Origin of the sequence: Actinoallomurus bryophytorum, assembly GCF_006716425.1 — a bacterium.
Classification (GTDB): Bacteria; Actinomycetota; Actinomycetes; order Streptosporangiales; family Streptosporangiaceae; genus Actinoallomurus; species Actinoallomurus bryophytorum.
In genome coordinates, this window is record NZ_VFOZ01000001.1 from 4557023 (window position 1) to 4581593 (window position 24571).

27 protein-coding genes and 2 riboswitches are annotated in these 24571 nt (G+C 70.3%); of the genes, 13 read left to right on the forward strand and 14 right to left on the reverse strand.

Annotation, left to right across the window (positions count from 1 at the left end):
• Window positions 1–3 precede the first annotated feature (3 nt).
• Both FB559_RS21585 and FB559_RS21590 read left to right on the forward strand, forming a co-directional pair.
• Window positions 4–1197, forward strand: coding sequence for a M20 metallopeptidase family protein (locus FB559_RS21585; protein ID WP_141957318.1), 1194 nt, complete (start codon window positions 4–6; stop codon window positions 1195–1197).
• A gap of 103 nt (window positions 1198–1300) precedes the next feature.
• Window positions 1301–2002, forward strand: coding sequence for a DUF4352 domain-containing protein (locus tag FB559_RS21590; RefSeq protein ID WP_141957319.1), 702 nt, complete (start codon window positions 1301–1303; stop codon window positions 2000–2002).
• On the opposite strand, the gene FB559_RS21595 is transcribed toward FB559_RS21590, so the two are convergent.
• Window positions 1978–2349 carry a hypothetical protein gene (locus FB559_RS21595; protein ID WP_221640117.1) on the reverse strand — a complete coding sequence of 124 codons (372 nt, stop codon included), beginning with the start codon at window positions 2347–2349 and terminating at the stop codon, window positions 1978–1980. The two genes, FB559_RS21590 and FB559_RS21595, sit on opposite strands and share 25 nt — an antisense overlap.
• Before the next feature lie 210 nt (window positions 2350–2559).
• Here FB559_RS21595 and FB559_RS21600 point away from each other — a divergent pair, with 210 nt between their 5' ends.
• The 6 genes from FB559_RS21600 to FB559_RS21625 all read left to right on the forward strand — a co-directional run bounded on the left by FB559_RS21600 (window position 2560) and on the right by FB559_RS21625 (window position 9228).
• The gene (locus FB559_RS21600; protein WP_141957321.1) at window positions 2560–3786 is read left to right on the forward strand and encodes an alpha/beta hydrolase family protein; all 1227 of its coding nucleotides are present in this window, start codon (window positions 2560–2562) and stop codon (window positions 3784–3786) included.
• A 112-nt stretch (window positions 3787–3898) separates the two neighbouring features.
• Window positions 3899–3996: riboswitch (glycine riboswitch) on the forward strand.
• Between the two features lies 1 nt (window position 3997).
• Window positions 3998–4085: riboswitch (glycine riboswitch) on the forward strand.
• An 81-nt stretch (window positions 4086–4166) separates the two neighbouring features.
• Window positions 4167–5270 carry a glycine cleavage system aminomethyltransferase GcvT gene (gcvT, locus tag FB559_RS21605; protein ID WP_141957322.1) on the forward strand — a complete coding sequence of 368 codons (1104 nt, stop codon included), beginning with the start codon at window positions 4167–4169 and terminating at the stop codon, window positions 5268–5270.
• The gene (gene gcvH / locus FB559_RS21610) at window positions 5267–5650 is read left to right on the forward strand and encodes a glycine cleavage system protein GcvH (protein WP_141957323.1); all 384 of its coding nucleotides are present in this window, start codon (window positions 5267–5269) and stop codon (window positions 5648–5650) included. Before gcvT ends, gcvH begins: the two co-directional genes overlap by 4 nt.
• A complete protein-coding gene (locus FB559_RS21615; protein ID WP_141957324.1) occupies window positions 5650–6906 on the forward strand; it encodes a serine hydroxymethyltransferase in 1257 nt (418 codons plus the stop codon). Before gcvH ends, FB559_RS21615 begins: the two co-directional genes overlap by 1 nt.
• Before the next feature lie 13 nt (window positions 6907–6919).
• On the forward strand, window positions 6920–7855 hold the full coding sequence (gene lipA, locus FB559_RS21620; RefSeq protein ID WP_141957325.1) for a lipoyl synthase: 936 nt from the start codon (window positions 6920–6922) through the stop codon (window positions 7853–7855).
• Window positions 7855–9228, forward strand: coding sequence for an L-serine ammonia-lyase (locus FB559_RS21625; RefSeq protein ID WP_141957326.1), 1374 nt, complete (start codon window positions 7855–7857; stop codon window positions 9226–9228). The genes lipA and FB559_RS21625 overlap by 1 nt, the downstream gene beginning before the upstream one ends.
• Window positions 9229–9237: 9 nt before the next feature.
• On the opposite strand, the gene FB559_RS21630 is transcribed toward FB559_RS21625, so the two are convergent.
• Together FB559_RS21630 and FB559_RS21635 are read right to left on the reverse strand one after the other, a co-directional pair.
• Window positions 9238–10419, reverse strand: a complete 1182-nt coding sequence (locus FB559_RS21630; protein WP_141957327.1) for a hypothetical protein — start codon at window positions 10417–10419, stop codon at window positions 9238–9240.
• A 56-nt stretch (window positions 10420–10475) separates the two neighbouring features.
• The gene (locus tag FB559_RS21635; RefSeq protein ID WP_141957328.1) at window positions 10476–10964 is read right to left on the reverse strand and encodes a MarR family winged helix-turn-helix transcriptional regulator; all 489 of its coding nucleotides are present in this window, start codon (window positions 10962–10964) and stop codon (window positions 10476–10478) included.
• A gap of 65 nt (window positions 10965–11029) precedes the next feature.
• Here FB559_RS21635 and FB559_RS21640 point away from each other — a divergent pair, with 65 nt between their 5' ends.
• Window positions 11030–11410, forward strand: a complete 381-nt coding sequence (locus tag FB559_RS21640) for a tautomerase family protein (RefSeq protein WP_141957329.1) — start codon at window positions 11030–11032, stop codon at window positions 11408–11410.
• Between the two features lie 107 nt (window positions 11411–11517).
• Here FB559_RS21640 and FB559_RS21645 read toward each other — a convergent pair whose 3' ends face one another.
• Window positions 11518–12453 (reverse strand): AraC family transcriptional regulator, encoded by a 936-nt coding sequence (locus FB559_RS21645; RefSeq protein WP_141957330.1) that lies wholly within the window; start codon window positions 12451–12453, stop codon window positions 11518–11520.
• 130 nt (window positions 12454–12583) lie between these two features.
• On the opposite strand from FB559_RS21645, the gene FB559_RS21650 reads away from it, so the two are divergent.
• Both FB559_RS21650 and FB559_RS21655 read left to right on the forward strand, forming a co-directional pair.
• Window positions 12584–12940: a hypothetical protein gene (locus FB559_RS21650; RefSeq protein WP_221640118.1), complete on the forward strand. Its 357-nt coding sequence runs from the start codon at window positions 12584–12586 to the stop codon at window positions 12938–12940.
• Window positions 12941–13008: 68 nt separating this feature from the next.
• Complete coding sequence (locus tag FB559_RS21655) at window positions 13009–13473, forward strand: acyl-CoA thioesterase (protein WP_141957332.1); 465 nt, start codon at window positions 13009–13011, stop codon at window positions 13471–13473.
• A 43-nt stretch (window positions 13474–13516) separates the two neighbouring features.
• On the opposite strand, the gene FB559_RS21660 is transcribed toward FB559_RS21655, so the two are convergent.
• Together FB559_RS21660 and FB559_RS21665 are read right to left on the reverse strand one after the other, a co-directional pair.
• Window positions 13517–14017: an NUDIX domain-containing protein gene (locus tag FB559_RS21660; RefSeq protein ID WP_221640119.1), complete on the reverse strand. Its 501-nt coding sequence runs from the start codon at window positions 14015–14017 to the stop codon at window positions 13517–13519.
• A gap of 42 nt (window positions 14018–14059) precedes the next feature.
• Window positions 14060–15322, reverse strand: a complete 1263-nt coding sequence (locus tag FB559_RS21665; RefSeq protein ID WP_246121869.1) for a cytochrome P450 family protein — start codon at window positions 15320–15322, stop codon at window positions 14060–14062.
• 212 nt (window positions 15323–15534) lie between these two features.
• Here FB559_RS21665 and FB559_RS21670 point away from each other — a divergent pair, with 212 nt between their 5' ends.
• Complete coding sequence (locus FB559_RS21670; RefSeq protein ID WP_141957334.1) at window positions 15535–16308, forward strand: class I SAM-dependent methyltransferase; 774 nt, start codon at window positions 15535–15537, stop codon at window positions 16306–16308.
• Window positions 16309–16366: 58 nt separating this feature from the next.
• Here the strand turns inward: FB559_RS21670 and FB559_RS21675 are convergent, their stop codons facing one another.
• The 8 genes from FB559_RS21675 to FB559_RS21710 form a co-directional block, all read right to left on the reverse strand.
• Complete coding sequence (locus FB559_RS21675) at window positions 16367–17065, reverse strand: chorismate mutase (protein WP_221640120.1); 699 nt, start codon at window positions 17063–17065, stop codon at window positions 16367–16369.
• A 40-nt stretch (window positions 17066–17105) separates the two neighbouring features.
• Complete coding sequence (locus FB559_RS21680; protein ID WP_141957335.1) at window positions 17106–17816, reverse strand: gamma-glutamyl-gamma-aminobutyrate hydrolase family protein; 711 nt, start codon at window positions 17814–17816, stop codon at window positions 17106–17108.
• 72 nt (window positions 17817–17888) lie between these two features.
• Window positions 17889–18587, reverse strand: a complete 699-nt coding sequence (locus FB559_RS21685) for a gamma-glutamyl-gamma-aminobutyrate hydrolase family protein (RefSeq protein ID WP_141957336.1) — start codon at window positions 18585–18587, stop codon at window positions 17889–17891.
• Window positions 18584–19351, reverse strand: a complete 768-nt coding sequence (locus FB559_RS21690; protein WP_141957337.1) for a 3-oxoacyl-ACP reductase — start codon at window positions 19349–19351, stop codon at window positions 18584–18586. The genes FB559_RS21685 and FB559_RS21690 overlap by 4 nt, the downstream gene beginning before the upstream one ends.
• A gap of 39 nt (window positions 19352–19390) precedes the next feature.
• Window positions 19391–20734, reverse strand: coding sequence for an aldehyde dehydrogenase family protein (locus FB559_RS21695; RefSeq protein ID WP_141957338.1), 1344 nt, complete (start codon window positions 20732–20734; stop codon window positions 19391–19393).
• Window positions 20735–20744: 10 nt separating this feature from the next.
• Complete coding sequence (locus FB559_RS21700; protein ID WP_246122542.1) at window positions 20745–22112, reverse strand: glutamine synthetase family protein; 1368 nt, start codon at window positions 22110–22112, stop codon at window positions 20745–20747.
• Between the two features lie 101 nt (window positions 22113–22213).
• A complete protein-coding gene (locus tag FB559_RS21705) occupies window positions 22214–23425 on the reverse strand; it encodes a serine hydrolase domain-containing protein (protein WP_246121871.1) in 1212 nt (403 codons plus the stop codon).
• Window positions 23422–24045: a class I SAM-dependent methyltransferase gene (locus tag FB559_RS21710; protein WP_141957340.1), complete on the reverse strand. Its 624-nt coding sequence runs from the start codon at window positions 24043–24045 to the stop codon at window positions 23422–23424. Before FB559_RS21710 ends, FB559_RS21705 begins: the two co-directional genes overlap by 4 nt.
• 127 nt (window positions 24046–24172) lie before the next feature.
• Between FB559_RS21710 and FB559_RS21715 the strand changes: the two genes are divergently transcribed.
• Window positions 24173–24568, forward strand: coding sequence for a MarR family winged helix-turn-helix transcriptional regulator (locus tag FB559_RS21715; protein ID WP_246121873.1), 396 nt, complete (start codon window positions 24173–24175; stop codon window positions 24566–24568).
• The last annotated feature ends 3 nt before the right edge of the window (window positions 24569–24571 follow it).

Consider the following 24571-nt stretch of genomic DNA (forward strand, 5'->3'; position numbering starts at 1 on the left):
GGCATGTCCACTTTGCGTGCTGCTGCCGGCGACCTCCAGGACGACCTCGTACGGCTCCGCCGTGACCTGCACCGCGAACCCGAGCTGGGACTCGAACTCCCGCGTACCCAGGAGAAGGTGCTCGCCGCATTAGACGGGCTGCCACTGGAGATCGGCACCGGCACGGCGCTGTCCTCCGTGACCGCGGTGCTGCGCGGGTCGTCCCCGGGCCCGGTCGTCCTGCTGCGCGGCGACATGGACGCACTGCCGCTCACCGAGAAGTCCGGCCTTCCGTACGCGTCGGAGATCGAGGGCCGGATGCACGCGTGCGGCCACGACCTGCACACCGCGATGCTCGCGGGCGCGGCGCGACTGCTGTGCGGGGCGGACTTCGCGGGCAGCGTCATCTTCATGTTCCAGCCGGGCGAAGAGGGATTCGCCGGCGCGCGGCTCATGATCGAAGAGGGCGTGCTCGACGCCGCCGGCGAGCGGCCCGTCGCCGCGTACGCACTGCACGTGGCCTCGGGGCTCATGCCGGGCGGCACCTTCCTGTCCCGGCGCGGCACCATCATGGGCGGCGCCGACCAGCTGAAGGTGACGGTGCGCGGCGCGGGCGGTCACGGATCCCAGCCGTACCTCGCCAAGGACCCGATCCCGGCCGCCGCCGAGATGGTGACCGCGCTGCAGACCTTCGTGACGCGTGCCTTCGACGTCTTCGACCCGGTCGTGCTCACGGTGGGCAGCTTCAACGCCGGCACGGTGTCCAACATCATCCCGGACGAGGCGCTGCTCGGCGTCACGATTCGGTCCTTCTCGGCCGAGGCCCGCACACGGGTCAACGAGGGACTGCGGGAGCTGGTGAACGGCATCGCGGCGGGGCACGGCCTCACCGCGGCCGTCGAACACGAGGTCGGCTATCCGGCGACAGTGAACACCGCGGCGGAGGCGGAGTTCACCGCCGGCACCGTCGGCGACCTCTACGGCACCGAACGCTTCGCCTGGATACCGAACCCGATGACCACGGCGGAGGACTTCTCCTTCCTCCTGAACGAGGTGCCGGGGGCGTACGCCTTCCTGGGCGCGTGCCCGCCCGGCGGCGACCCGCGCAGCGCGCCGTTCAACCACGCGGCGAACGCGGTCTTCGACGACGCGGTGCTGGCCGACGGCGCCGCCCTGCTGGCCGAGCTAGCCGTACGCCGCCTGGCCGCGACGGGCTGACAGAGCGCCCCGGGGATCGGCCGAACCCGGGCAGGCCGGGCGTGGCCATATCGCTGTCCCCGGCCACCCGTCACCCCTATCCTGATCACTCGATTCTGAGTCGATGGGGGACCGCGACGTGCGGAGGCTGGTTCTCGCCGCCGGATTGATGGCGCTGCTCACCGGTTGCGGAACGGCCGCCCAGACGGCCAAGAACCCGGAACCCACCAGCACCCCGCTCCGTGTCCACCAGGCGAACGTCGGTACCGCGATCATCCTCACCGGCGTGGACGACGCGAACGGGGCGGGCACCCTCAAGCTCGCCGTCAAGGTCAAGGACGTCGTCTCCACCGCCGTCGGCCAGGGCGCGTTCGAGAACCCTCGCAAGGGGGAGCGGTTCGCGGCAGTGCGGTTCGTGTTCAAGAACGTCGGGATCACGCCGTACCACGACAGCCCCACCTTCGGCGCGAAGGTCATCGACACCGCCGGTCACGCCTATGACCCGACCGTGGCGACGGTGTCGGCGGGCCCGGGCTTCTCCCGCGTCGTGAGCCTGCTGCGCGGCCAGGTCAAGTCCGGCTACATCGTCTTCGCCGTGCCCAGAACCGCCAAGATCGTCGGCGTGCAGTACGCCCTGAACGCCGGCTACGCCACCGAACTCGGCGAATGGCACGTGCCGCCCCGCCCGCAGCAGACGCTGCTGGGGACGCCCACCCACCTGAACAGACCCGGCCGGCACCGGCGGTCACCGCACTGGCGGCCGACCATGAGCCACCGGCCCTGGACGCCGTCGCCGACGTGTCACCAGTGGTGCTCCCACGGCTGAGCACGGCGTTTCGCATCGGGCACGGCACCGTCGACCCGGACCGCGCTACTTCGCACTCTGTGAGGGCAGCTCGGTCTCGCCGCGAAGCCAGCGGCGGAGCAGCTCCGGTCGGCCGTCCGGCCGACGAGCCTGATCCCGCCGCGCCCGTCGGGAACGGCCAGGTCTCCGGTGTCGTACCAGCCGTCGTCGTGATCGGCCAGTACGTGGGGGTCTCCGCCGTCACGACCCGTCGTGGCCAGGCACACGCTCCCGCCGCGCACGAACAGTCGCGCCGGGTGTCCGGCCGAGATCTCCGCGCGGCCGTCACCGCGCAGGTCGATCTCCAGCGCTTCGTGCGGACGCCCCACGCTGTGCAGGGCCCGCCTTCCGATCCGTTCCTCCGAAGGCCCCGTATTCCTCGCCCGCAGACCAGCACACCATGCCGGAACAGTAACGGCACATCACTCGGTTCGGCCCTGGGTGGGGACAACCGAACCCCCGCTCGCGTGGTGACCCCATTGGGCGGACGCGCGCGGCTCAGCAGCATGAGAGACACCCGATCCGGAGGTCTCCATCCCATGCGAAAGTCCCGCGTCACACGACTGCTCATCGGCGGCCTGATCACGGGCGCCCTGGTCACGGCGGGTCCCGCCGTCTCATCGGCCGTGACCCCGAAGACCGGCGCCCCCGGGCTCACAAGGCTCGTACTGCCGGCACCGTCCGGCCCGTACGCGGTCGGCACGGTGGCGCTGCGCCTGGTCGACCACTCGCGGCCCGATCCCTGGGTGCCCGCGCAGCCGTACCGGGAGCTGATGGTCAGTGCCTTCTACCCGGCGAGCGACGCCGGCGCGTACCCGGTCGCGCCGCAGATGTCGCCGGCCGCGGCGAAGCACTTCGACGAGTCCCTCGGCACACCCGTGCACGAGGGCTGGGGCATCCCCCCGGGAAAGGTGCCCTGGGGCGCCACCCTGACGCACTCCCACGCGAACGCTCCCGTCCAGGCCGGCCGCCATCCGGTCGTGCTGTACTCGCCCGGCCTCGGCGACCCACGGACGCTGGGCACGACGCTCGCCGAGGACCTCGCCTCCCGCGGCTACGTCGTCGTGACGATCGACCACACCTATGACGCGTCCGAGGTGGAGTTCCCCGGCGGCCGGGTCGAGCCTTTCAAAGTGCCGGTGGACGGGGACATCCTGTCCACGCTGAAGAAGCTGGTGAGCGTACGGGTGGCCGACACCCGCTTCGTGCTCGACCGGCTTCCCACGCTCCCGAACGGACTCGGTGCCGCGCTCGATCCCGGCAAGATCGGCATGTTCGGCCAGTCGGCGGGCGGCTTCACCGCGCTGCAGACCATGCACGACGATCCGCGGGTCGCGGCCGCCGCGGACCTGGACGGCACGCTCGGCTTCGACCAGGACGACGGCGGTCCCGGCCTGTCACCGCTCGCCGAGGACGGGCTGAGGCGGCCGTTCCTGCTCATGGGCAGCCAGGCGAGCGACCACCACACCGTACGGTCGTGGGAGGCGCTCTGGTCGAACAGCGACGGCCCGAAGCTGGACCTTCACCTGCGCGGCTCGAAGCACCACAGCTACACCGACATGGAGTCCCTCGTGCCGCAGCTGAGCAAGATCGGCCTGCCGTCGGAGGCGGCGTACGAGGACATCGGCTGGATCGACCCGGCGCGCGCCGTTGCGACCGAGCGCGCGTACCTGGCCGCCTTCTTCGACCGCCACCTGCGCGGTCGCGACGACGGCCTGCTCGACGGGCCGTCGCCCCGGTACCCGGAGGTGTCCTTCGTACGCTGACGGAGCCGATGATCACGATCCGCGGCGGACCGAGCCGGTCCGCCGCGGATCGCGTGCGCCAACGCGCCACTATCGCGGCGACGGCGGGCGCTGCTAGCCTGGCCAGAGCCGTTGATCCCACGCGGGAGAGCGCCCGGGCCGCCAGCCCGGGCCGCCGAAGGAGCAAATCCTCCCCGGAACCTCTCAGGCGAAGAGAACCGCGTGGACCAGGCGACCTCTGGAAAGCGGAGCGACGCTCCCGCCGAAGGTGCAAGCCCTCACGGGTGAAGCTCTCAGGCACCGATGACAGAGGGGGAGGCGCCGAAACCGCATGCCGCGTGCCAGTGGGACGATGAGACCCGCCAGTACGTGAGCGCCTGCGCGATAAGGAGCCTGCCGCGATGTCCGCTCCGGACACCAAGAAGACACCACTCGCCGAGGTCCACGAGGACCTGGGCGCCACCGTCACCGAGTTCGCCGGCTATCTGATGCCGCTGCGCTACGGCAGCGAGACCGCCGAACACCAGGCCGTACGCACGAGCGCCGGGCTGTTCGACCTCTCCCACATGGGGGAGATCTTCGTCACCGGGACCCAGGCCGGGGCCGCCCTCGACCACGCGCTCATCGGGCATCTGTCGGCGCTCGCGGTCGGCCGGGCGCGGTACACGATGATCTGCGACCCGCAGGGCGGCGTGCTGGACGACCTGATCGTCTACCGGCTGGCCGCCGAGACCTTCCTGGTCGTCGCCAACGCCTCGAACGCCGCCCTCGTCCACTCCGAGCTGGTCAAACGCTCCGATGGCTTCGAGGGCGCCACCGTCGACGACCGCTCCGACGCGTACGCGCTGGTCGCCGTCCAGGGGCCGAAGGCCCAGGCGATCCTGAGCAAGCTCACCGACGCGCCGGTGGCCGACCTGAAGTACTACGCGGGCCTGCCCGGTGCCGTGGCGGGGATCGACGCCCTGATCGCCCGTACCGGATACACCGGCGAGGACGGCTTCGAGCTGTTCGTCCCCGCGAGCGACGCCGTGACCGTGTGGGAGGCGCTCACCGAGGCGGGCGGCGACGAGCTGCGGCCGTGCGGGCTGTCCGCGCGTGACACGCTGCGCCTCGAGGCCGGGATGCCGCTGTACGGCAACGAGCTCACGACCGCGACGACCCCGTACGACGCCGGTCTGGGCAGGACCATCAAGTTCGACAAGGGCGACTTCGTGGGCCGTGCGGCACTAGCCGCGCTGGCCGACGAGACGCCTGAGCGCACACTCATCGGACTCGTGGCCAAGGGGCGCCGGGTGCCCCGGCACGGGTACGAAATCGTGGGATCAGACGGCACGCCGTGCGGAGTCGTGACCAGCGGCGCGCCATCCCCGACACTGGGCAAGCCCATCGCCATGGGCTATATCGACGCGGGTCACACCGAAGACACCGATCTTTACGTGGACATCCGCGGCAAAAACGAGCCGGTCGACAAGGTCGCCCTGCCCTTCTATAGGAGGACCCCGTGAGCACCGTTCCCGAGACGCTTTCCTACACGGAGGAGCACGAGTGGATTACCGAGCCCGCCGAAGGCGTTGTCACCATCGGGATCACCGCCTATGCCGCCGACGCCCTCGGTGACATCGTCTACGTCTCGCTGCCCCAGGAGGGCGCGTCGGTCGAGGCCGGGGAGCCCTGTGGTGAGGCGGAGTCCACCAAGTCGGTGAGTGACATCTACTCACCGGTGACGGGAGAGGTCGTGGCGGTGAACGGTTCGGTCGAGGAGGACCCGGCCGTGATCAATGCCGACCCGTACGGCGAGGGCTGGCTGTTCAAGATCCGTACGGATGGCGACGCCCCCGACCTGCTCGACGCCCCCGCGTACTCCAAGCTGATCGAGGAGGCGTGATGAGCCTGACCAACGCCTCTCTTGCCGACGCCGACCCGGAGGTCGCCGCGGCGATCGCGGACGAGCTGCACCGCCAGCAGTCCACCCTGGAGATGATCGCCTCGGAGAACTTCGCGCCGGTGAGCGTGCTCGAGGCCCAGGGCTCGGTGATGACCAACAAGTACGCCGAGGGTTACCCGGGTCGGCGCTACTACGGCGGCTGTGAGTACGTCGACGTGACCGAGCAACTGGCGATCGACCGCGCCAAGGAGCTGTTCGGCGCGGACCACGCCAACGTGCAGCCGCACTCGGGCGCGCAGGCCAACATCGCGGTCTACTTCGCGCTGTTGCAGCCCGGCGACACCATCCTGGGCCTGGACCTGGCGCACGGCGGCCACCTGACCCACGGCATGAAGATCAACTACTCCGGCAAGATGTTCAACGTCGCCGCGTACCACGTGGGCGACGACGGCCTGGTGGACATGGACGAGGTCGCCCGGCTGGCCCACGAGCACCGGCCGAAGATGATCGTCGCCGGCTGGTCGGCGTACCCGCGCCGGCTCGACTTCGCCGCGTTCCGCCGCGTCGCGGACGAGACCGGTGCGCTGTTGATGGTTGACATGGCGCACTTCGCCGGGCTCGTCGCCGCGGGCCTGCACCCCTCGCCGGTGCCGCACGCCGACATCGTCACGACCACGACGCACAAGACGCTGTGCGGGCCTCGTGGCGGCCTCATCCTCTGCCGAGAGGAGTTCGCCAAGAAGATCAACTCCGCGGTGTTCCCGGGCACGCAGGGTGGCCCGCTCGAACACGTCATCGCCGCCAAGGCGGTCGCCCTGAAGATCGCCGCGTCGGAGGAGTTCGCCGAGCGCCAGCGCCGTACGGTCGAGGGTGCGCGCACCCTCGCCTCGCGGCTCCTGCGCGAGGACTCCGCCAAGGCGGGCGTCAAGGTCCTGACCGGCGGCACCGACGTGCACCTGGTGCTGGTCGACCTGGTCGAGTCCGAGCTGACCGGGCGCGACGCCGAGGACCGCCTCCACGACATCGGCATCACCGTCAACCGCAACGCCGTACCCAACGACCCGCGCCCCCCGATGGTGACGTCGGGTCTGCGGATCGGCACGCCGGCACTGGCCACGCGTGGCTTCCAGGAGGCGGACTTCGCCGAGGTCGCCGACGTGATCGCGCTGGCTCTCCAGCCGTCATTCGACTCAGCCGCGCTGTCGGCCCGGGTACGCGACCTGGCCGAGCGGCACCCGCTATATCCCAGTTTGTGAGAGATGTGAACTGATGACCATCGCCCCGGAGGGCCGCAAGCTGCTGAGGGTCGAGGCGCGTAACGCCGAGACCCCGATCGAGCGCAAGCCGCCCTGGATCAAGACCCGGATGAAGATGGGCCCGCAGTATCGCGAGCTGACCGACCTGGTGCGCAGCGAGGGTCTGCACACGGTGTGTCAGGAGGCCGGCTGTCCCAACATCTTCGAATGCTGGGAGGACCGCGAGGCCACCTTCCTCATCGGCGGCGACCAGTGCACCCGCCGCTGTGACTTCTGCCAGATCGACACCGGCAAGCCCGCCGCGTACGACCCCGACGAGCCCCGGCGCGTCGCCGACTCCGTCGAGCAGATGGGCCTGCGGTACGCCACGATCACCGGCGTCGCCCGCGACGACCTGGCCGACGGCGGCGCCTGGCTGTACGCCGAGACCGTCCGCCAGATCCACTCCCGGCTGCCCGGCTGCGGCGTCGAGCTGCTCATCCCCGACTTCAACGCCGTACCCTCCCAGCTCGCCGAGGTCTTCTCCGCGCGCCCCGAGGTCCTCGCGCACAACGTGGAGACGGTCCCGCGGATCTTCAAGCGGATCCGCCCGGCCTTCCGGTACGAACGGTCGCTCTCGGTCATCACACAGGCGCGTTCGGCGGGCCTGGTCACCAAGTCCAACCTCATCCTCGGCATGGGCGAGACCCGCGAGGAGATCTCCCAGGCGATGCGCGACCTGTACGACGCGGGTTGCGAGCTGCTCACCATCACCCAGTACCTCCGTCCCTCGCCCCGGCACCACCCGGTCGAGCGCTGGGTCAAGCCGGAGGAGTTCGTCGAGCTGAAGGCGGAGGCCGAGGAGATCGGCCTGGTCGGCGTCATGTCCGGCCCGCTCGTACGCTCCAGCTACCGCGCCGGGCGCCTCTACCAGCAGGCCATGGAGGCCCGCAGCGCCGTGGCGAAGTAATGGCGATCAGCGTCTTCGACCTGTTCAAGATCGGTATCGGCCCGTCCAGCTCGCACACGGGCGGGCCGATGGCGGCGGCCCACCGCTTCGCGCTCGGCCTTTCCGACGACGGCCTCCTGGAGAAGACCGCGTCGGTACGTGTGGTGCTGTACGGCTCGCTCGGCCTGACCGGCAAGGGGCACGGCAGCGACAAGGCCGTGATGCTGGGCCTGGAGGGCGACAAACCGGAGCTGGTCGATGTCTCGGGCGTGGACGCCCGCGTGGCCGCCGCGCGTTCGAGCGGTGTCATCCGCCTGTTCGGCGACCACGAGGTGCCCTTCGTCGTCGGCGACCACCTCGTCTTCGAACGAAAGAAGTCACTGCCCCACCACCCGAACGGCATGCGCTTCACCGCGCATGATGCCTCGGACACCCCGCTGCGCGAGAAGGTGTACTACTCGGTCGGCGGCGGCTTCGTCGTCGACGAGGACGCCACCGGTGCCGACCGCATCAAGCCGGACGACACCGAGGTGCCGTACCCGTTCGCGACCGGCGCCTCGCTTCTTGACCTGACCCGCGAGACCGGCCTGTCGATCCCGGCGCTGGTGATGGAGAACGAGAAGGCGTTCGGGCGTGACGAGGCGGAGATCCGCGCTCGCCTGCTCGAGCTGTGGCGCGTCATGCAAGAGAGCGTCGAACGCGGCTGCACGCGCGAGGGCCTGCTCCCGGGTGGCCTGAAGGTACGCCGCCGCGCCCAGCAACTGCACACGAAACTGGTCACCGAGACCGGCACCGACCCCCTGCAGGCGATGGACTGGGTGACGCTGTTCGCCCTGGCGGTCAACGAGGAGAACGCCGCCGGCGGCCGCATCGTCACCGCCCCGACCAACGGCGCCGCCGGCATCGTCCCGGCCGTGCTGCACTACTACGACAAGTACGTCCCGGGCGCCTCGGACGAGGGCGTCATACGCTTCCTGCTCACCGCCGGAGCCATGGGCGTCATCATCAAGGAGAACGCCTCCATCTCGGGCGCGGAGGTGGGCTGCCAGGGAGAGGTCGGCTCGGCCTGCGCGATGGCGGCCGCAGGCCTGACGGAGATCCTCGGCGGCACACCGGAGCAGGTGGAGAACGCCGCCGAGATCGGCATCGAACACAACCTGGGCCTGACCTGCGACCCGGTCGGCGGCCTGGTCCAGGTGCCCTGCATCGAGCGCAACGCGGTCGCCTCCATCAAGGCCATCAGCGCCTCACGCCTGGCCCTGAGGGGCGACGGCCGCCACTTCGTGTCGCTGGACAAGGCCATCAAGACGATGCGCGACACAGGCCGCGACATGCTCGACAAGTACAAGGAGACCTCACGCGGCGGCCTCGCCGTGAACGTCATCGAATGCTGACCGGGGCGCTCATCGCGCGCCGGTGCCGGGATCCCAGGTGACGGTCTCCAGATCGCCCAGGTCATCCACGGCCACGTCGTCCTCTCTGGCCAGAGCCTGGATCATGGTCACGGCCTCGTCGCGCGTGACGTACCGGCCCCGGGAACGGTGGTGGGCGGGCTCGGGTGTCTCCAGCCAGAGCCTCGGCTCGCCGGGCCCCTGCCACCTCATCTGGACGATGCCTTCCGACCTTCCGGTGAAGATCAGGTAGTTGCCGTCCGTGGGCGCGAGCGCGTCCAGCCACAGCAGGCACTCCTCCAGGGAAGCGGGGTGGCCGTCCTGGTCGTGGCGCCGGCGCTCGCCGTCATTCACGTGCATCATCAGCATGTGTTCGGACGGCTGCCGCGTCTCCAATGCGGCGGGCTCGAAGTCGGCGCCGCCGAACAGCGGGCCGAAGACGGCCCAGGCCGAAAGCCGGGAGATGTCCACATCGACGGCCTCGGCCTTACCGGGGATCTGGAGCGTGCCGCGCAGCCGGTCCCAATCGCGGCGCAGCCGCAGATCATGACCGCGTGTGTCCATGACCGACAACTGGACATCGTCCAGCAGGGCGGGCAGATTCCGCTCCAACACCACCCTTGCCTGCACCAGTGCGGGCTTCGAACTCCTGCGGCTGCGACGGTTGCGTCGATACAGGCCGCCCACGCCATCGTCAAGGCGCCGCACGTCCGCCCTCGGCGACGGCTCACGGGTCCAGTCGTAGTGCCGGATGGCCAGGTTCTTGCCGATGATGCCCGGCCGGCAGGCCTCGTACTCCTCACCATCGACGACCTCGGAACGATGCACCGGGATGACCTGCGTCCCGATGTCCGCCAACGGACCGTCCCTGAAGAAGTCGGTGTGTCCGGGACCGAGCAGGACGGCCCGATCCAGCGCGAACCCCGGAACCTCGATCGGGCGCGGCCGAACGATCGAACCGAGGTCGTCGGCGTCCGCGAGATCGTCCACGGCGTCCAGCAGCGCACCCACGACATCGTCTCGGTAGCCCTTGTTGGCATGGACCACCAGGACCCGATCGCCGCGGACCCGGTACACGAAAGTCCCCACCCAGCCGCTCTCCACCAGGACGTCGTGGCGGCCGATCCGCGCGGGCACCGCAGGAGCAGTGCGGCCTTCCTGGATCAGGTCGGTGAGAGGAGCGCCATCGATCATGCGGGACAACCTAGTTCTTCCAATAAGTGCGGCCGAACCCTCCAGGTCGATCGTCTTCAGAGCGGCGCTTGAGTGGCTCGTCGCTCTGGGCGCGGCTCCAGGGCGGCCTCGTAGGCGAGCAGAGCGGTGATGACCGTGGCGCGTTCGGCGGGTTCGAGGTCGCCCATGACGCGTTCCCACGCGGAGGCACTGCCAGAAAGCCATTGGCCGATCGTCGCGGTGTGGGCGGGGGCGATGGCGATGATGTGGCGGCGACGGTCGGCGGGATCCACCGTGCGTCGCAGGACGCCCGGCCGTGACAGCTCGCTGACCATGAGGCTGACGGTCGTCGGGGCCACCTCCAGCCGGGCGGCGAGCTCGTTGACGCTGGCGGGACCGTCGTACTCCAGGTGGGCAAGCAGCGCGAGATGGCGCGGTGCCAGGTCAAGGGCCTGAAGCGCCCGGGGGATGGGCAGGCGCTTGGCGCGGCCGACGAGCCGTGGCATGAGCAGCAGCAGCGTGCGGACGGCCTCATCAACGGCAGGACCATCCGTTTCCGTGGACATCGGCGCGAATCTCCCATATACCTTTGATGCTAAAGCCTTTATGGTCAAAGAGAACGAGGTCCACTGTGCCGCATCTGACCGTCCACCTTCCAGAGAACAGGCTGACCGGTAACGAGCCCGAACTCGTCACCGCCCTGACCGAGGCGATCGTCGACGTCTACGGCGAATGGGCCCGCGACCTGGTGACCATCCGCCTGGCCGGAGTCTCCGCAGGCCGCTTCGCCCAGGGCGGCAAGGCCGTGGACACGAACGCCTCGGTGACTTTGGGCGTCCGCGCCGGCGTCTTCGAACGCCCCGACGCCGCCGAGATCACCACGCGCCTCGGCACCGCCCTGACCGAGGCGATCACACACGTCCTTGGCGAGGGACTCCGCGCCGGCACCATGGTGGAACTCGTGGCGTCTCCGCCAGAACGCACCTTCGTAGGCGGGGCCCTGGCGGTGTGACCACACGCCGAGCCCCGGGGCGGCTCCCCTCGCGCGGTGGCGACCGCGAGGAAGGGGCCTATGCCGGAGACGTCACGCGGCGGCCTCGCCGTCAGCGTCATCGCGTGTTAGGGCCTGGCGGGCGCCGGCCGCGATCGGTGAGGCGCGGCTCGCGGTTGCCGGGGGATGGGATCAGGGTGGTTGCGGAAACGACCGGGGGCGACACCGTACTCGCGGCGGAACGCGCCGGCGAAGGCGAACTCCGTCGAGTAGCCGACCCGGCGGGCGATCGCCGCCAGTGGATCCTCGGTCTGGCGGAGCAGGCGGGCGCCGTAGGCCAGGCGCCAGTGGGTCAGGTACGTGATCGGTGGCTTGCCGACCAGGGCGGTGAAGCGGCTGCTGAACGGGGTCCGTGACATCCCGGCGACCTTCGCGAGCCGCTGCACCGTCCACGGGTGCTGTGGCCGGCCGTGGATCGCACGCAGCGCGGCGGCGATGGCCGGGTCGGTGACCGCAGCCCAGTCCGCCGTCCCCTGCCACTGCCGCAGGACGTGCACCAGCATGAGATCGACCAGCGCGGACCGGGTCACCCCGTTGCCGGGGCGCGCCTCCGCCACGTCGTCATCGAGAAGGCCGACCAGCGATCGCAGCTCCGGATGGCCCTCGTAGTCGGGCGACACCACGATGATGTTCGGCATCGCGTCAAGGAACGGGTGGATCTGACCCCGGTCAAGGCGGTACGCGCCGCAGAGGAACGCGAAATCGGCCGGCCGAGGATCCCACGGCTCGGCGGTCGTCGTCACGGCGGGCAGGTCCTTGAGCCGGGCGGGGGCATGGCAGAGGCCGTGTTCGGCACCGTTCGGGGCCACGACGACGTCGCCCGGACGCAGCGCCACCGGCTCGATCCCCTCGGCGACGAGCCAGCCCCGGCCGTGCAGCACGACATGGAAACCGATCCCCGCGAAGCCGGGAAAACGTATACCCCACGCTCCCGACTCATTGATCCGGCGACCGTTGGCACGTCCGGCACGGACGCTTCCGATGGCTTCGCTGATCACGTCCACGCCCGGATGGTACTCGTGCGGACTCAGGACACCCGCGTATGCGGCCGGGCCGATCGTGCATGGTGGCGTACGCGCCTGGGCTGGTTCAGTCGATGGAACGCCAGAGACGGGAGAAGGTCCGATGACAGGTATGACGGTGGTACTCAACGAACTGCTGAACGAGCGGGACACTCCGGTGGAGGAGGTGATGGCCAGGCATTTCGTCCCTGCCTACCGGCAACGCACCGACGGCACATGGGCCGACTGGGCCGAGGTGGCGCGGAATCTCACCCGCATCCGTACCGCGATTCGCTCGGTGAGGATCGAGATGCTGGACGAGCTGACCGACGGACGCGCCTACGCGGATCGGCATGTACTCACCGTCGAGATGGCCGATGGCACCTCGCAGGTGCGCGAGTCGTACGTGTTCGGCAGCCGCGCGGAGGACGGCAGATTCGAGCGGCTGGAGGAGGTCACGCTCGTGACCTCGACCGACGGCTCCCGTTAGCGGAAGCCGGCCGCCGCCGGAGGAGTCAGGGTGACCGCCAGGCCGGCCGGTCCGAGTAGGGTCGCCGGATGCCGGAGACGTACGTGAAGAAACTGGAAGTCCGCTGGGACGATGTCGATGTGAACGGGCATCTGCGGAACACCCGGTATCTGGAGTATGCCAATCACGCCCGCATCGCCTATTTCCAGCAGTCAGGCTGGGACGCACGCCGATTTCTCGGCGCCGAGGTCGGCCCCGTCCTGCTCTCCGACGAGATCCGTTACCGGCGCGAGGTCTTCCTGGCCGAAGAGGTCGAGGTGACATGCCAGGTGACCGGCCTGTCCGCCGACGGCGCACGATGGGAGATGCGCCACGAAGTACGACGGGCCGACGGGAGCACGGCGGCGACCGTCCTGTCCCGCGGTGGGTGGATGGGCAAGCGCACCCGCAGACTGACGGCGCCGCCCGCCGAGCTCATCGCGGTCGTCGACGCCATCCGGTCCGAAGACTGCGAGCTCATCGAGGCCTCCACGGCCGAGGCGGGGGCGAGCTGAGAAAGGGTCCTCGGTCCGTACGGCGCATTTATCACGGGCGACCTCAGGCGACCGGTTGGCCGTTCTCCAGCGAGATCGCCGTTTGTGTCGCCATCGCGTCCAGGCAGGCGGCTATGCGGCGGCCGAGCAGTGCGCCGGCCCGTTCGGAGACCCGTTCCGGCTCGACGAAAGCGTACGAGGCGAGTTCGTCGGCGGGGAGCCGGATGGCCCTGATGTCGTCGGGTGTCAGGACTCCGCCGTCGTAGACGAGCATCAGTCCTTCGGTCCGTTCGGGCCGTGGCGGCACCCAGTCGATCGCCAGCACCCGTCCGACCGGCCGGTCCAGGCCGAGTTCCTCGAACACCTCGCGGCGGCACGCGGCCGTCGGTGACTCGTTCTCCTCGACGATGCCGCCCGGGATCTCCCATGTCGGCTTGTACGTCGGCTCGACCAGCAGCACGTGGCCGGCCGCGTCCCGGAACAGCGCACCCGCGGCCATGCGCTTACGTGCCAGTGACGCCAGGTACTGATCAGTCGACGAGACCGCTGGACTGCCAGAACTCATCTCGCGAGGCTACGGGAAGATCCCGGAGCGTTCCGAACCGAATTACTTCGAGACAGGCCCCAGGTCCCTGTCCCGGCCGAAGAGGTGGACCGGAAGCGCGACGTGGCCGTTGCCGAGGATGCTGGACACCGGTTCGAGCTCGGCCGCGGGCACGGCGAGGCGTACGGAAGGGAACCGCGCGAAGAGGCCGCCGACTGCGGTGGCACCCTCGGCCCGTGCCAGCGGGGCTCCGAGGCAGAAGTGCACTCCGTGCCCGAACGCGAGGTGTGACTTGTCCGCCCGTGTCACGTCGAACCGGCCGGCGGACTCGCCCTGGTGTTTCGGATGATTGCTCGCGGCGCCGAACGCGGGCAGGATCGCCTCGCCCTCGCGGATCGTCCCGCCCGGCACGGCAATGTCCTCGACCGCGTAGCGCATGGGCATGTGGCTGACGGGTGCGGCGAAGCGCAGCGTCTCCTCGACGACGTCATCCCAGGTGGCCCGGCCCTCCCGTACGTGGGCGAGCTGTGCCGGGTCGGCCAGCAGCGCGGTGATGGCCGAGTCGATGAGGTTCACGGTCGTCTCGTAGCCGGCGGCGGTCACCAGGAGGAGGGTGTCGATCAGCTCCCGTTCCGTCAGCGCGGTCCCGCCGCTCTCGTCGTCCCGCGTGGCGATCAGGGTGCTGGTCATGTCGTCGGCGGGCTGGGCGCGCTTGATCCGGACGAGTTCGTCCAGCATCGCATAGACGTCCCCGGTGGCGGCGATCGCCTCTTCGAGCGTCGCGGTGGTGTTCCAGATCCGGTCGATGGTCTCCTTGAACCGGGCGCGCATCTCATGCGGAATGCCGAGAAGGTCGCTGATCACGCGGACCGGCAACTGGACCGCGTACGCCGCTCGCAGGTCGACCGTCCCCTCGGCATCGGCGAGGCCGTCGAGGAGGTCGGCGGTGTTCCGTTCGACCGAGGGGATCAGCGCTTCGAGCCTGCGCGCGATGAACGCCGAAGAGACCAGGCGACGCAGCCGCCGATGGGCCTTACCGTACGCCGTGAACATGTTGTCGACGGATACTTGCAGGTAGAGCGGCCATTTCCCGACGATCTCGCCCTCGATGAAGCGCGGCCAGTGCTGTCGTGGATCCTTCGACACGCGACGGTCCGCCAGCAGGCGTGAGAGCAGGTCGGGGTCGGCCACCGCCCACGCACGCTCGCCGAGAATGTCGACGAGGACCGGTCCCTCGGCCGCGTGCAGGATCTTCTCCTCCGCGGCTCGTCGCCGCGCGGTCGGGTCGAGGACCAGCGGTTCGTGACCGGTTGCTTCGGTTTCCACAGCACATCCCCGTGGCGCGGTAGGCGAGGCCGCCGGCTGCGCGGCCGTCCGCCACCCTGCCCCGGACGAAGAGGACCGTCCAGTCCAATCCGGCTGGTTTCCGGTTACGTAGTACTTACGTCCTGTTGCGCACCGGCCGAATGCGGCGTGGACCATGATCGATCGGTCCCTCGACGCGTTCCACCGGCACGGCGGGTCACTACCGTGGGGACATGGACGCATCTCCCGACACCCCTGCGGACGTCACCGCGCGCCGGGCGTCGTCGTTCGGCGGGCAGGCCGCCGCCTACGCCGCCGAGCGGCCCGACTATCCCGATGCCGCGATCCGGTGGGCGCTCGAACCCGTCGAGGCCCGTACGCCCCTGCGCGTCCTCGACCTGGCCGCCGGCACCGGCAAGCTGACCGAGGGCCTGCTGCGTACGCGCGCGGAGGTCGTGGCCGTCGAGCCGGACCAGGCGATGCTCGCCGAGCTCCACCGGTTCCTTCCCGGCGTACGGGCGCTGGCGGGCACCGCCGAGCGGATTCCCCTCGGCGACGCGTCGGTGGACGCGGTCGTCGTCGGCCAGGCGATCCACTGGTTCGATCCGGAGCGCGCGTTCCCGGAGATCGCACGCGTGCTGACTCCCGGCGGTGTGCTGGCCGGGCTGTGGAACCACGAGGACGACCGGGTCCCCTGGGTGAGCGGGCTGCAGGAGGTGTCCCAGAGCGGGGTCGTCTTCAGCCGCTGGCAGGACCGGCCGAGGCTCGAGCCGAGCCCCGAGTTCCCGGCTCTGGAACACGAGGACTTCCCGAACATCCAGCGGCGCACGGCCGAGTCGATGGCCGGCACCGTCGGGACCCACTCCCACGTACTGGTCCTGTCCGGCGAGGAGCGCGCCGAGCTGCTCGACCGCGTTCGCCGCTATCTGCGGGAGACCCCGGAGACCGCGAACGGGGAGTTCGACCTGCCCCTGGTCACCCAGGCGGTCCGCGGGGTACGGGTCTGACGGCACGGCGGGCGGCCGGTGCGAGGGCCGCCCGCCGCGACGCGAGCGCCGGGGAGGGTCAGTCCGAGGTGCACACGGACCGCAGCGCGACCGTCAGCGCCTTGCGGTGCAGTGCGTCCAGCCGGGACCGGAGCTCCGCGGACGGCTTCGCGTCGAGGAGCAGCGACCGGCACCTGGCGGTGTCCCCACGGACGTCCTGCGTCGCCTTCAGCCGCTGAATGATCTCGGTGGTGATCTGGTCCAGCTCCGGCCTGACCTCGGTGGCGAGGTCCGGCCGCTCGCTGGGGCGGAGTTCGGGGTGCTTGGTCCACAGGGCGTACAGACCACGCTGCACGACCTTGTTCGCCTCGATCTGTGCCTGGAAGAAGCGCACGCTCGCGTCGGGATCGATTCCCTCGCTCGACGCCATGGCGGCCACGGCGTCGAGTTCCTGCTGTTCACGGGCGGGGTCGTCGATCGGCTGGTCGGTGCCGAACTTCGCCTCGGCGACCTTGTCGCCCAGCAGGATCCGCTGGACGGCGATATCGGCCAGCGGCCCCAGCGCGCCGGCCGAGCCGGGCCGTACGGCGATATCGGCCAGCGGCCCCAGCGCGCCGGCCGAGCCGGGCCGTACGGCGGACGGTGCGGAGTGTGGATCGAGGTTCGGAATCGCTGCCTCCGCGGACGAAGGCGCCAAGGCGACGAGCGTCGCGGCCGCGGCCGTGCCCATCGCGAGCCGGCGCCACCGGAAATCTGAGAAAGCCTCTGTCTGCCTCACGTAATCCAAGTATCGATGCTCACGGACGGGCCTCGCGGGCTCACATGGCGGGCAGCGGAGCGGCGGCGGCCGCGACCAGGGCGGTGAACACCCCGACCTCCTCGTCGGCCTCCGGGTGCCACTGCACGCCGACCGTGAAGGGGTGGCCCTCCAGCTCCACCGCCTCGATCAGCCCGTCGTCCGACCACGCGCACGGGGTCAGGCCCGTGCCCAGCCGGTCGATCGCCTGGTGGTGGAGGCTCGAGACCTCCAGCGTCGTACGGGTCAGGGCGCGGGACAGGACGCAGCGCGGGTTCAGGTGCACGTCGTGACGCGTGAAGACCCCGTCGCCGCCCGAATGCCTCTCATGGCCCACCACGTCCGGTACGTGCTGGTGGAGCGTGCCACCGAGGGCCACGTTGAGGAGCTGTAGCCCGCGGCAGATGCCCAGGATCGGCAGGCGCTGCTGGAGCGCCTCCTCGATGAGGGCCATCTCGGCATCGTCGCGCACGAGGTTGACCCGGTTGTTCTTCGGATGGGGGATCGCCCCGTACCGCATCGGATCCAGGTCACCGCCGCCGACGAGCAGCAGCCCGTCGAGCCGGGCCAGGACGCCCGCGATGTCCGGGACGGCCGGCAGGATCACCGGCGTGGCCCCCGCACCGAGGACCTTGTCGAGATAACGCTGGGGCACGACGCTGGCGGGCATGTCCCATGCCGCCCAGCGGGCCCGTTCGGCGTACGAGGTCACGCCGATCACCGGTCTGCTCACGGAAACCGATAAAAGCGTGACACGCCGTCACACCGGGACCAGATGATTTTTGTGTGACCGTAACTTGACCCTTCAGTGACCCCGGGCCGCGTCGACCAGCGCCGAGAGGAGCGACACGTCCGCGTCGGCCTCCGGGTGCCACTGCACGCCCAGCGCGAACGGACGGTCCTCGACCTCGACGGCCTCGACCAGGCCGTCGTCCGACCACGACGTCGCGGTCAGCCCGGTGCCCAGCCGGTCGACGGCCTGGTGGTGGTAGTGCGCGACCGTGACCGTCTCCGCGCCCAGCGCCTTGGCGAGCCGGGAGGACGGCGCGACCGTGACCGGAAACCGGTGATAGCGCCCCGGCGTCGGGCAGTGCCGGTCGTGGCCGACCACGTCCGGCACGTGCTGGTGGAGCGTTCCGCCCAGAGCCACGTTGAGCACCTGCGCGCCCCGGCAGATGCCGAGGAACGGCAGGTCACGCGCGAGCGCGGCACGCACCAGCGCGAGCTCCGCGGAGTCGCGGAAGTCCCGGACATGGCCGGTACGCGGACGCGGCGCGGCCCCGTACGTCGTGGGGTCCATGTCGCCGCCGCCGGCCACGATCAGCGCGTCAAGCCGGGGGAGCACCGAGGACGGGTCCCCGGCCGGCGGCAGCACCACGGGTTGCCCGCCGGCCTGGACGATCTGTGAGACGTACGCGTGCGGCAGCAGCGTGGCCGGCATGTCCCAGACGGTGAACCGGGCCTGCTCGACGTACGCCGTGATGCCGATGACGGGCGCGCTCACCCGACCGGGGTCACGTACGCGCCGGAGATCCCGCCGTCCACCAGGAACTCCGAAGCCGTGATGAACGACGCGTCGTCACTGGCCAGGAACGCCACCGCGGCGGCGATCTCGGTCGCCTCGGCGAACCGCCCCACCGGGATGTGCACCAGCCGCCGCGCCGCGCGCTCGGGGTCCTTGGCGAACAGCTCCTGCAGCAGCGGGGTGTTCACCGGCCCCGGGCACAGGGCGTTCACCCGGATGCCCTCGCGGGCGAACTGCACGCCCAACTCGCGCGACATCGCGAGCACGCCGCCCTTGGAGGCGGTGTAGGAGATCTGGGAGGTCGCCGCGCCCATCACCGCCACGAAGGAGGCGGTGTTGATGATCGAGCCACGCCCCTGCGATCGCATGTACGGGATGACGTACTTGCAGCACAGGTACACGCTGGTCAGGTTGACCTCCTGCACGCGACGCCAGGCGTCGAGACCGGTCGTGAGGATCGAGTCGTCCTCGGGAGGGGAGATCCCGGCGTTGTTGAAGGCGATGTCGACCGAGCCGTACGCCTGATGGGCGAAGGAGTACATCTCCCGCACATCGTCCTCGCTGGTGACGTCGGCACGGACGAACAGCCCGCCGACCTCCTCCGCGACGCCCGTACCGGTCGTCTCGTCGAGGTCGGCGATGACGACCCTCGCGCCCTCCTGGGCGAAACGCCGCGCGGTCGCCAGCCCGATGCCGCTGGCACCCCCGGTGACGACCGCGACGCGGTCCTGCAGGCGCTGCATTGACCCTCCGATTCGATGAGTGACGAAAGACGAAAGACGTCAGTCGCTCGCGATGAAGACGTTCTTGGTCTCGGTGAAGGCACCGAGCGCGTCCGGGCCCAGCTCACGCCCGAACCCGGACTGCTTGAACCCGCCGAACGGGGTCCAGTAGCGGACCGACGCATGGGAGTTGACGGACAGGTTGCCCGCCTCGACGCCCCGCGCCACCCGCAGCGCCCGGCCCACGTCGCGGGTCCAGATCGAGCCCGCGAGCCCGTACGCGGTGTCGTTGGCGATCCGCAGGGCGTCGGCCTCGTCCTCGAACGGCAGCACGCTCACCACCGGCCCGAAGATCTCCTCGTCCCAGCCGTGCCCGTTGCCGGTCAGCACCGTCGGCGGGAACCAGAAGCCCGGCCCCTCGGGACAGCTTCCCTGGAAGGCCACGCCGTCGCCGGCGAAGCCCCGGACCTTCTCCCGGTGAGCGGCGCTGATCAGCGGCCCGACCTCGGTGTCCGCGGAGCGCGGGTCGCCCACGCGTACGCCGCGCACGGCGGGTTCCAGCATTTCCATGAACCGGTCGTACGCGCTCCGTTCCACGAGCACGCGCGAGCGGGCACAGCAGTCCTGTCCCGCGTTGTCGAAGACCGCGTACGGCGCCGTGGCGGCGGCCTTGGCCAGGTCGGCGTCGGCGAAGACGATGTTGGCGCTCTTGCCGCCGAGCTCCAGCGTGAGCCGCTTCACATGGGGCGCGCACGCCGCCATGATCTGCTTGCCCACCCGTGTCGACCCGGTGAAGACGATCTTCCGTACGCCGGGATGCTCGACGAGCCGCTGTCCAGCGACGGGACCCTCGCCCGGCACGACCTGGAGCACGCCCTCGGGCAGCCCCGCCTCCAGGGCCAGCTCGCCGATGCGGCGCGCGGTCAGCGGCGTCGCCTCCGCGGGCTTGACGATCACCGTGTTGCCGGCGGCGAGGGCCGGGGCCATGCCCCAGCCCATGATCGGCATCGGGAAGTTCCACGGCACGATCACGCCGACCACGCCCAGCGGCTCCTGGAACGTCACGTCGAGCCCGCCCGCCACCGGGATCTGCCGCCCGAAGAGCCGCTCCGGCGCCGCCGAGTAGTACAGGAGCAGGTCGTGGACGTTCCCGGCCTCCCAGCGGGCCTGGCCGATCGGATGCCCGGCCGAGACGACCTCGATCTCGGCGAGCTCGTCGAGGTGGGCGTCGACCGTGTCCGCGAAGGCGCGCAGCAGCCGGGCACGGTCGCCGGGCGCCACGTGCCGCCAGGTCTCGTACGCCGTGGCGGCGCGCGCGACGGCGGCGTCGACCTCTTCCGCGCCCGCCATCGGCACCGACTCGACGACCTCCTCGGTCGCCGGATTGATCACCTGGAAGTTCACGGATCCCCGATCAGGTGCGCTCGAAGTTGCGGAACAGCTCCCAGTCGGTCACCGCGCGGTCGTAGGCGGCGAGCTCGACCTGCGCGTTGTTCGCGTAGTGGTCCACGACCTCGTCGCCGAACGCCGCACGGGCGAGCCCACTGCCGGTCCAGTCCTCAGCGGCCTCGCGCAGAGTGGGACGCACCTGGTCGGCGCCGGAGGTGTAGGCGTTCCCGCCGTACGCCTCCTCCAGCGTCAGCTCGTTGTCGATGCCGTGGAGGCCGGCGGCGATCAGCGCGGACACGGCCAGGTAGGGGTTCACGTCGCCGCCGGGCACGCGGTTCTCGATGCGCAGCGACATGCCCGAGTGGCCGACGAGCCGCAGCGCGCAGGTCCGGTTGTCCATGCCCCACTTGATCGCGGTCGGCGCGAACGATCCCGGCGCGTACCGCTTGTAGGAGTTGACGTTCGGCGCGTACAGGAGGGTGAAGTCGCGCATGCAGGCGAGCTGCCCGGCGATGAACCGCTCGCCGATCGGCGAGAGCCCGTGCTGCCCGTCCCCGAACATCACCGGCGTGCCGTCGTCGGCCCGCAGCGAGATGTGGACGTGGCAGGAGTTGCCCTCACGTTCGTTCGGCTTGGCCATGAACGTGATCGACATGCCCTCCTGGGCCGCGATCTCCTTCGCGCCGGTCTTGTAGAGCACGTGGTTGTCGCAGGTGCTGAGCGCGTCGGCGTACCGGAAGGCGATCTCGTGCTGGCCGAGGTTGCACTCGCCCTTGGCCGACTCGACGTACATCCCGGCGCCGTCCATGGCGTTGCGGATCCGGCGCAGCAGCGGCTCGACGCGGGACGTGCCCATGATCGAGTAGTCGACGTTGTACTGGTTGGCCGGCGTCAGGCCCTGGTAGCGGCGGTTCCAGGCGTCCTCGTAGGAGTCCTGGAAGACCAGGAACTCCAGCTCGGTGCCGACGTACGCGCCCCAGCCGCGTTCGGCGAGCCGGTCGAGCTGGCGCCGCAGGATCTGCCGCGGCGACGCCACGACGTCTTTCCCGTCCTCCCAGGTCAAGTCGGCGAAGACTAGGGCCGACCCTTCGTGCCAGGGCATCCAGCGCAGCGTGGCCATGTCCGGGCGCATGACGAAGTCGCCGTACCCGCGCTCCCACGAGGACATGGCGTACCCGTCCACGGTGTTCATGTCGACGTCGACCGCGAGCAGGTAGTTGCACCCCTCCGAACCGTGCGCCGCCACCTCCTCCAGGAAGAATCTGGCCGACAGGCGCTTGCCCTGCAGCCGTCCTTGCATGTCGGTGACGACGATGAGGACCGTGTCGATCCGCTCCGCCTCCACCTCGACCCACAGTTGCTCCAGAGTGAGCAGACCTCGGTTCGGCACGATGCGCTCTTTCGGGGTGACGGGCCGCCCGGAGCGGCGGGCAATGGTTCGGTTTGGGACCATTGAGGCGTCTGAGCTGTGCCGTGTCAAGAGTCCGTACGTGATCAGTCGTCGATCGCCGCGTACACCGTGGTCCAGAAGTCCTGGAAGACGCGTGGCGGTCGCGGTGAGCTCATCGCGCGCTGGGTCAGCAGGACACCGACCAGCCCCTCCGCCGGGTCGGTGTACGCGCTGGTGCCCAGGCCGCCGGTCCAGCCGAACCGGCCGGGCCGGGTGGCCAGGTCGTCGCGCCGTGAGTCGACCGCGAGGCCGAAGCCCCAGCCGCCCGAGCCCAGGAAGATCTCGTTGCCCGCCTTCTGTGCCGGCGTGAGGTGGTCGGTGGTCATCAGCTCGACCGCGGGACGGGACAGGATGCGGCCCCCGTCGTACCGGCCCCTGTTCAGCAGCATGCGGCAGAAGGACAGGTAGTCGTCGGCGGTCGTGATCAGCCCGGGGCCGCCACCGCCGGAGAGGAAGACCGGCGGGCGGTCCCACGCGCCATCGCGCGGGTCGTCACGGCGCACGATCGCACCGGTCTCCAGGTCGGTCTGATAGCTCACCGCCATCCGGTCGAGCTTGTCCGCCGCCAGGTGGAAGCCGGTGTCCGTCATCCCGAGCGGCTCGAAGATCCGCTCACGCAGAAACGCGTCCAGCGGCCGGCCGGCGGCACGCGCGATCAGCACCCCGAGCACGTCCGCCGACGTGTGGTACATCCAGGCCGCTCCCGGCTGGTGCACCAGGGGCAGCGCGCCGAGCCGCTCGATCCACTCATCGGCGGCGTACGGGGGTCCGTCCGGGCCGCGGTCGATCCCGGTCTCGGCCAGGGCCCGCTGGATGGGGTACGTCCCGGGCGGCGCGAAGATCGCCCCCAGCCCGAGCCGGAAGGTCAGCAGGTCGCGCACGGTCACGGGCCGCTCGGCGGGCACCGTGTCGTCCAGCGGCCCGTCGATGCTCCGCAGCACGCGCCGGTCGGCCAGCTCGGGCAGCAGGTCGTCCACCGGGTCGTCGAGCCGCAGCCGGCACTCCTCGACGAGGATCATCGCCGCGGTGGCCGTGATCGGCTTGGTGAGCGACGCGATCCGGAAGATCGTGTCGCGGCCCACGGGCACGTCGCCGTCGACCGCAGTCGTGCCGGTCGCGACCGCGTGCGTCTCGCCGCGCCGGTACACCAGCGCGACCAGGCCGGGCACCTCTCCGCGCTCGACGGCCCCGGCCATCACGGCGCGCATCCGGTCGAGTCCCTTCGGGGACAGTCCTCCGCCGGTCAATTCGATCACCTGCCGTCTTCGTCGGGTTTTTCCCAGGTCAGCGAGTAGCGCCAGAGGAGATGCCGCCGGAACCGGCAGCCGGGCAGCAGGCGGCGCGCCTCCCGCCGGACCTCGCCCCAGCTCATGGCCGGCATCTTGATCGGCATACCGGCCGGGGTGGTCTCGCCGCCGTTCCGTCGCGCGAGCCACCGGGCCGCGGGGACCCCCGGGACCCCCAGCGCCCAGTCGAGCGGAGACGCGTTGCGCGCCAGCCCGACGATGACCGTACGGCCGCCGGGAGCGAGCAGACGCTCGATCGTCCGGATCGCCGGGGCGAAAGGAACGTGATGGATGGACGCGACCGCGCTGACGAAGTCGTACTCACCCGATCCGAACGGGCCCCGCTCCTCACCGAGGAGATCCGCCTCGACGAAGGTCACGTTGCCCAGCCTCGCGCTCCGCTCACGGGCCAGCCGGATCATCTCTCCCGAGACGTCCACGCCGGTCACCGCGTCGGCACGCGCGGCCAGCCTGCGGGCCAGCAGCCCGTCGCCGCATCCGATGTCGAGTGCCCTGCGGCACGGCTCGGGAACCGCGCCGAGCAGGAGCGGATGGTAGTGAACGTTGTGGTTCCAGTAGTCCTCCGCCATCACGGCACCCTAAACGCCCCCCCTGCGGCGGGTCTGGAGGGGAGCCGATGTCCGTTTCGCAGCAGGAACGGAACCACGTTTCGCGCGGCACGACCCGCTCCGCCTCGCCCTGCATATCTGTTTCGCGTTGCAGAACACCTCGCGCGCCTTCAACGCGGTCTACCGCGACGTCTTGCGCGAAACCGGGCTGACCTACCCCCAGTACCTGGTCATGCTCCCACTCTGGGAGCGTGGCGACCTGACCGTGAAGGAGATCGGGGCGCTGCTGCGACTCGACTCCGGCACACTCTCACCACTTCTCAAACGCCTCGAAGCCGCGGGCCTCATCACCCGTGAACGCAGCACGAGCGACGAGCGCTCTGTGGTCATCCGCCTCACCGCCGCCGGCGAAGAGCTCCGCGAGCCCGCCCGGGAGGTTACGGAAAAGATCGCGACCGCGGCCAGTCTGAAGGCCGACGAGGTGCGGACGCTCAGCGACATCCTCCAGCGCCTCACACGATCGCTGGACGCCGCCGTGAGCTGACCA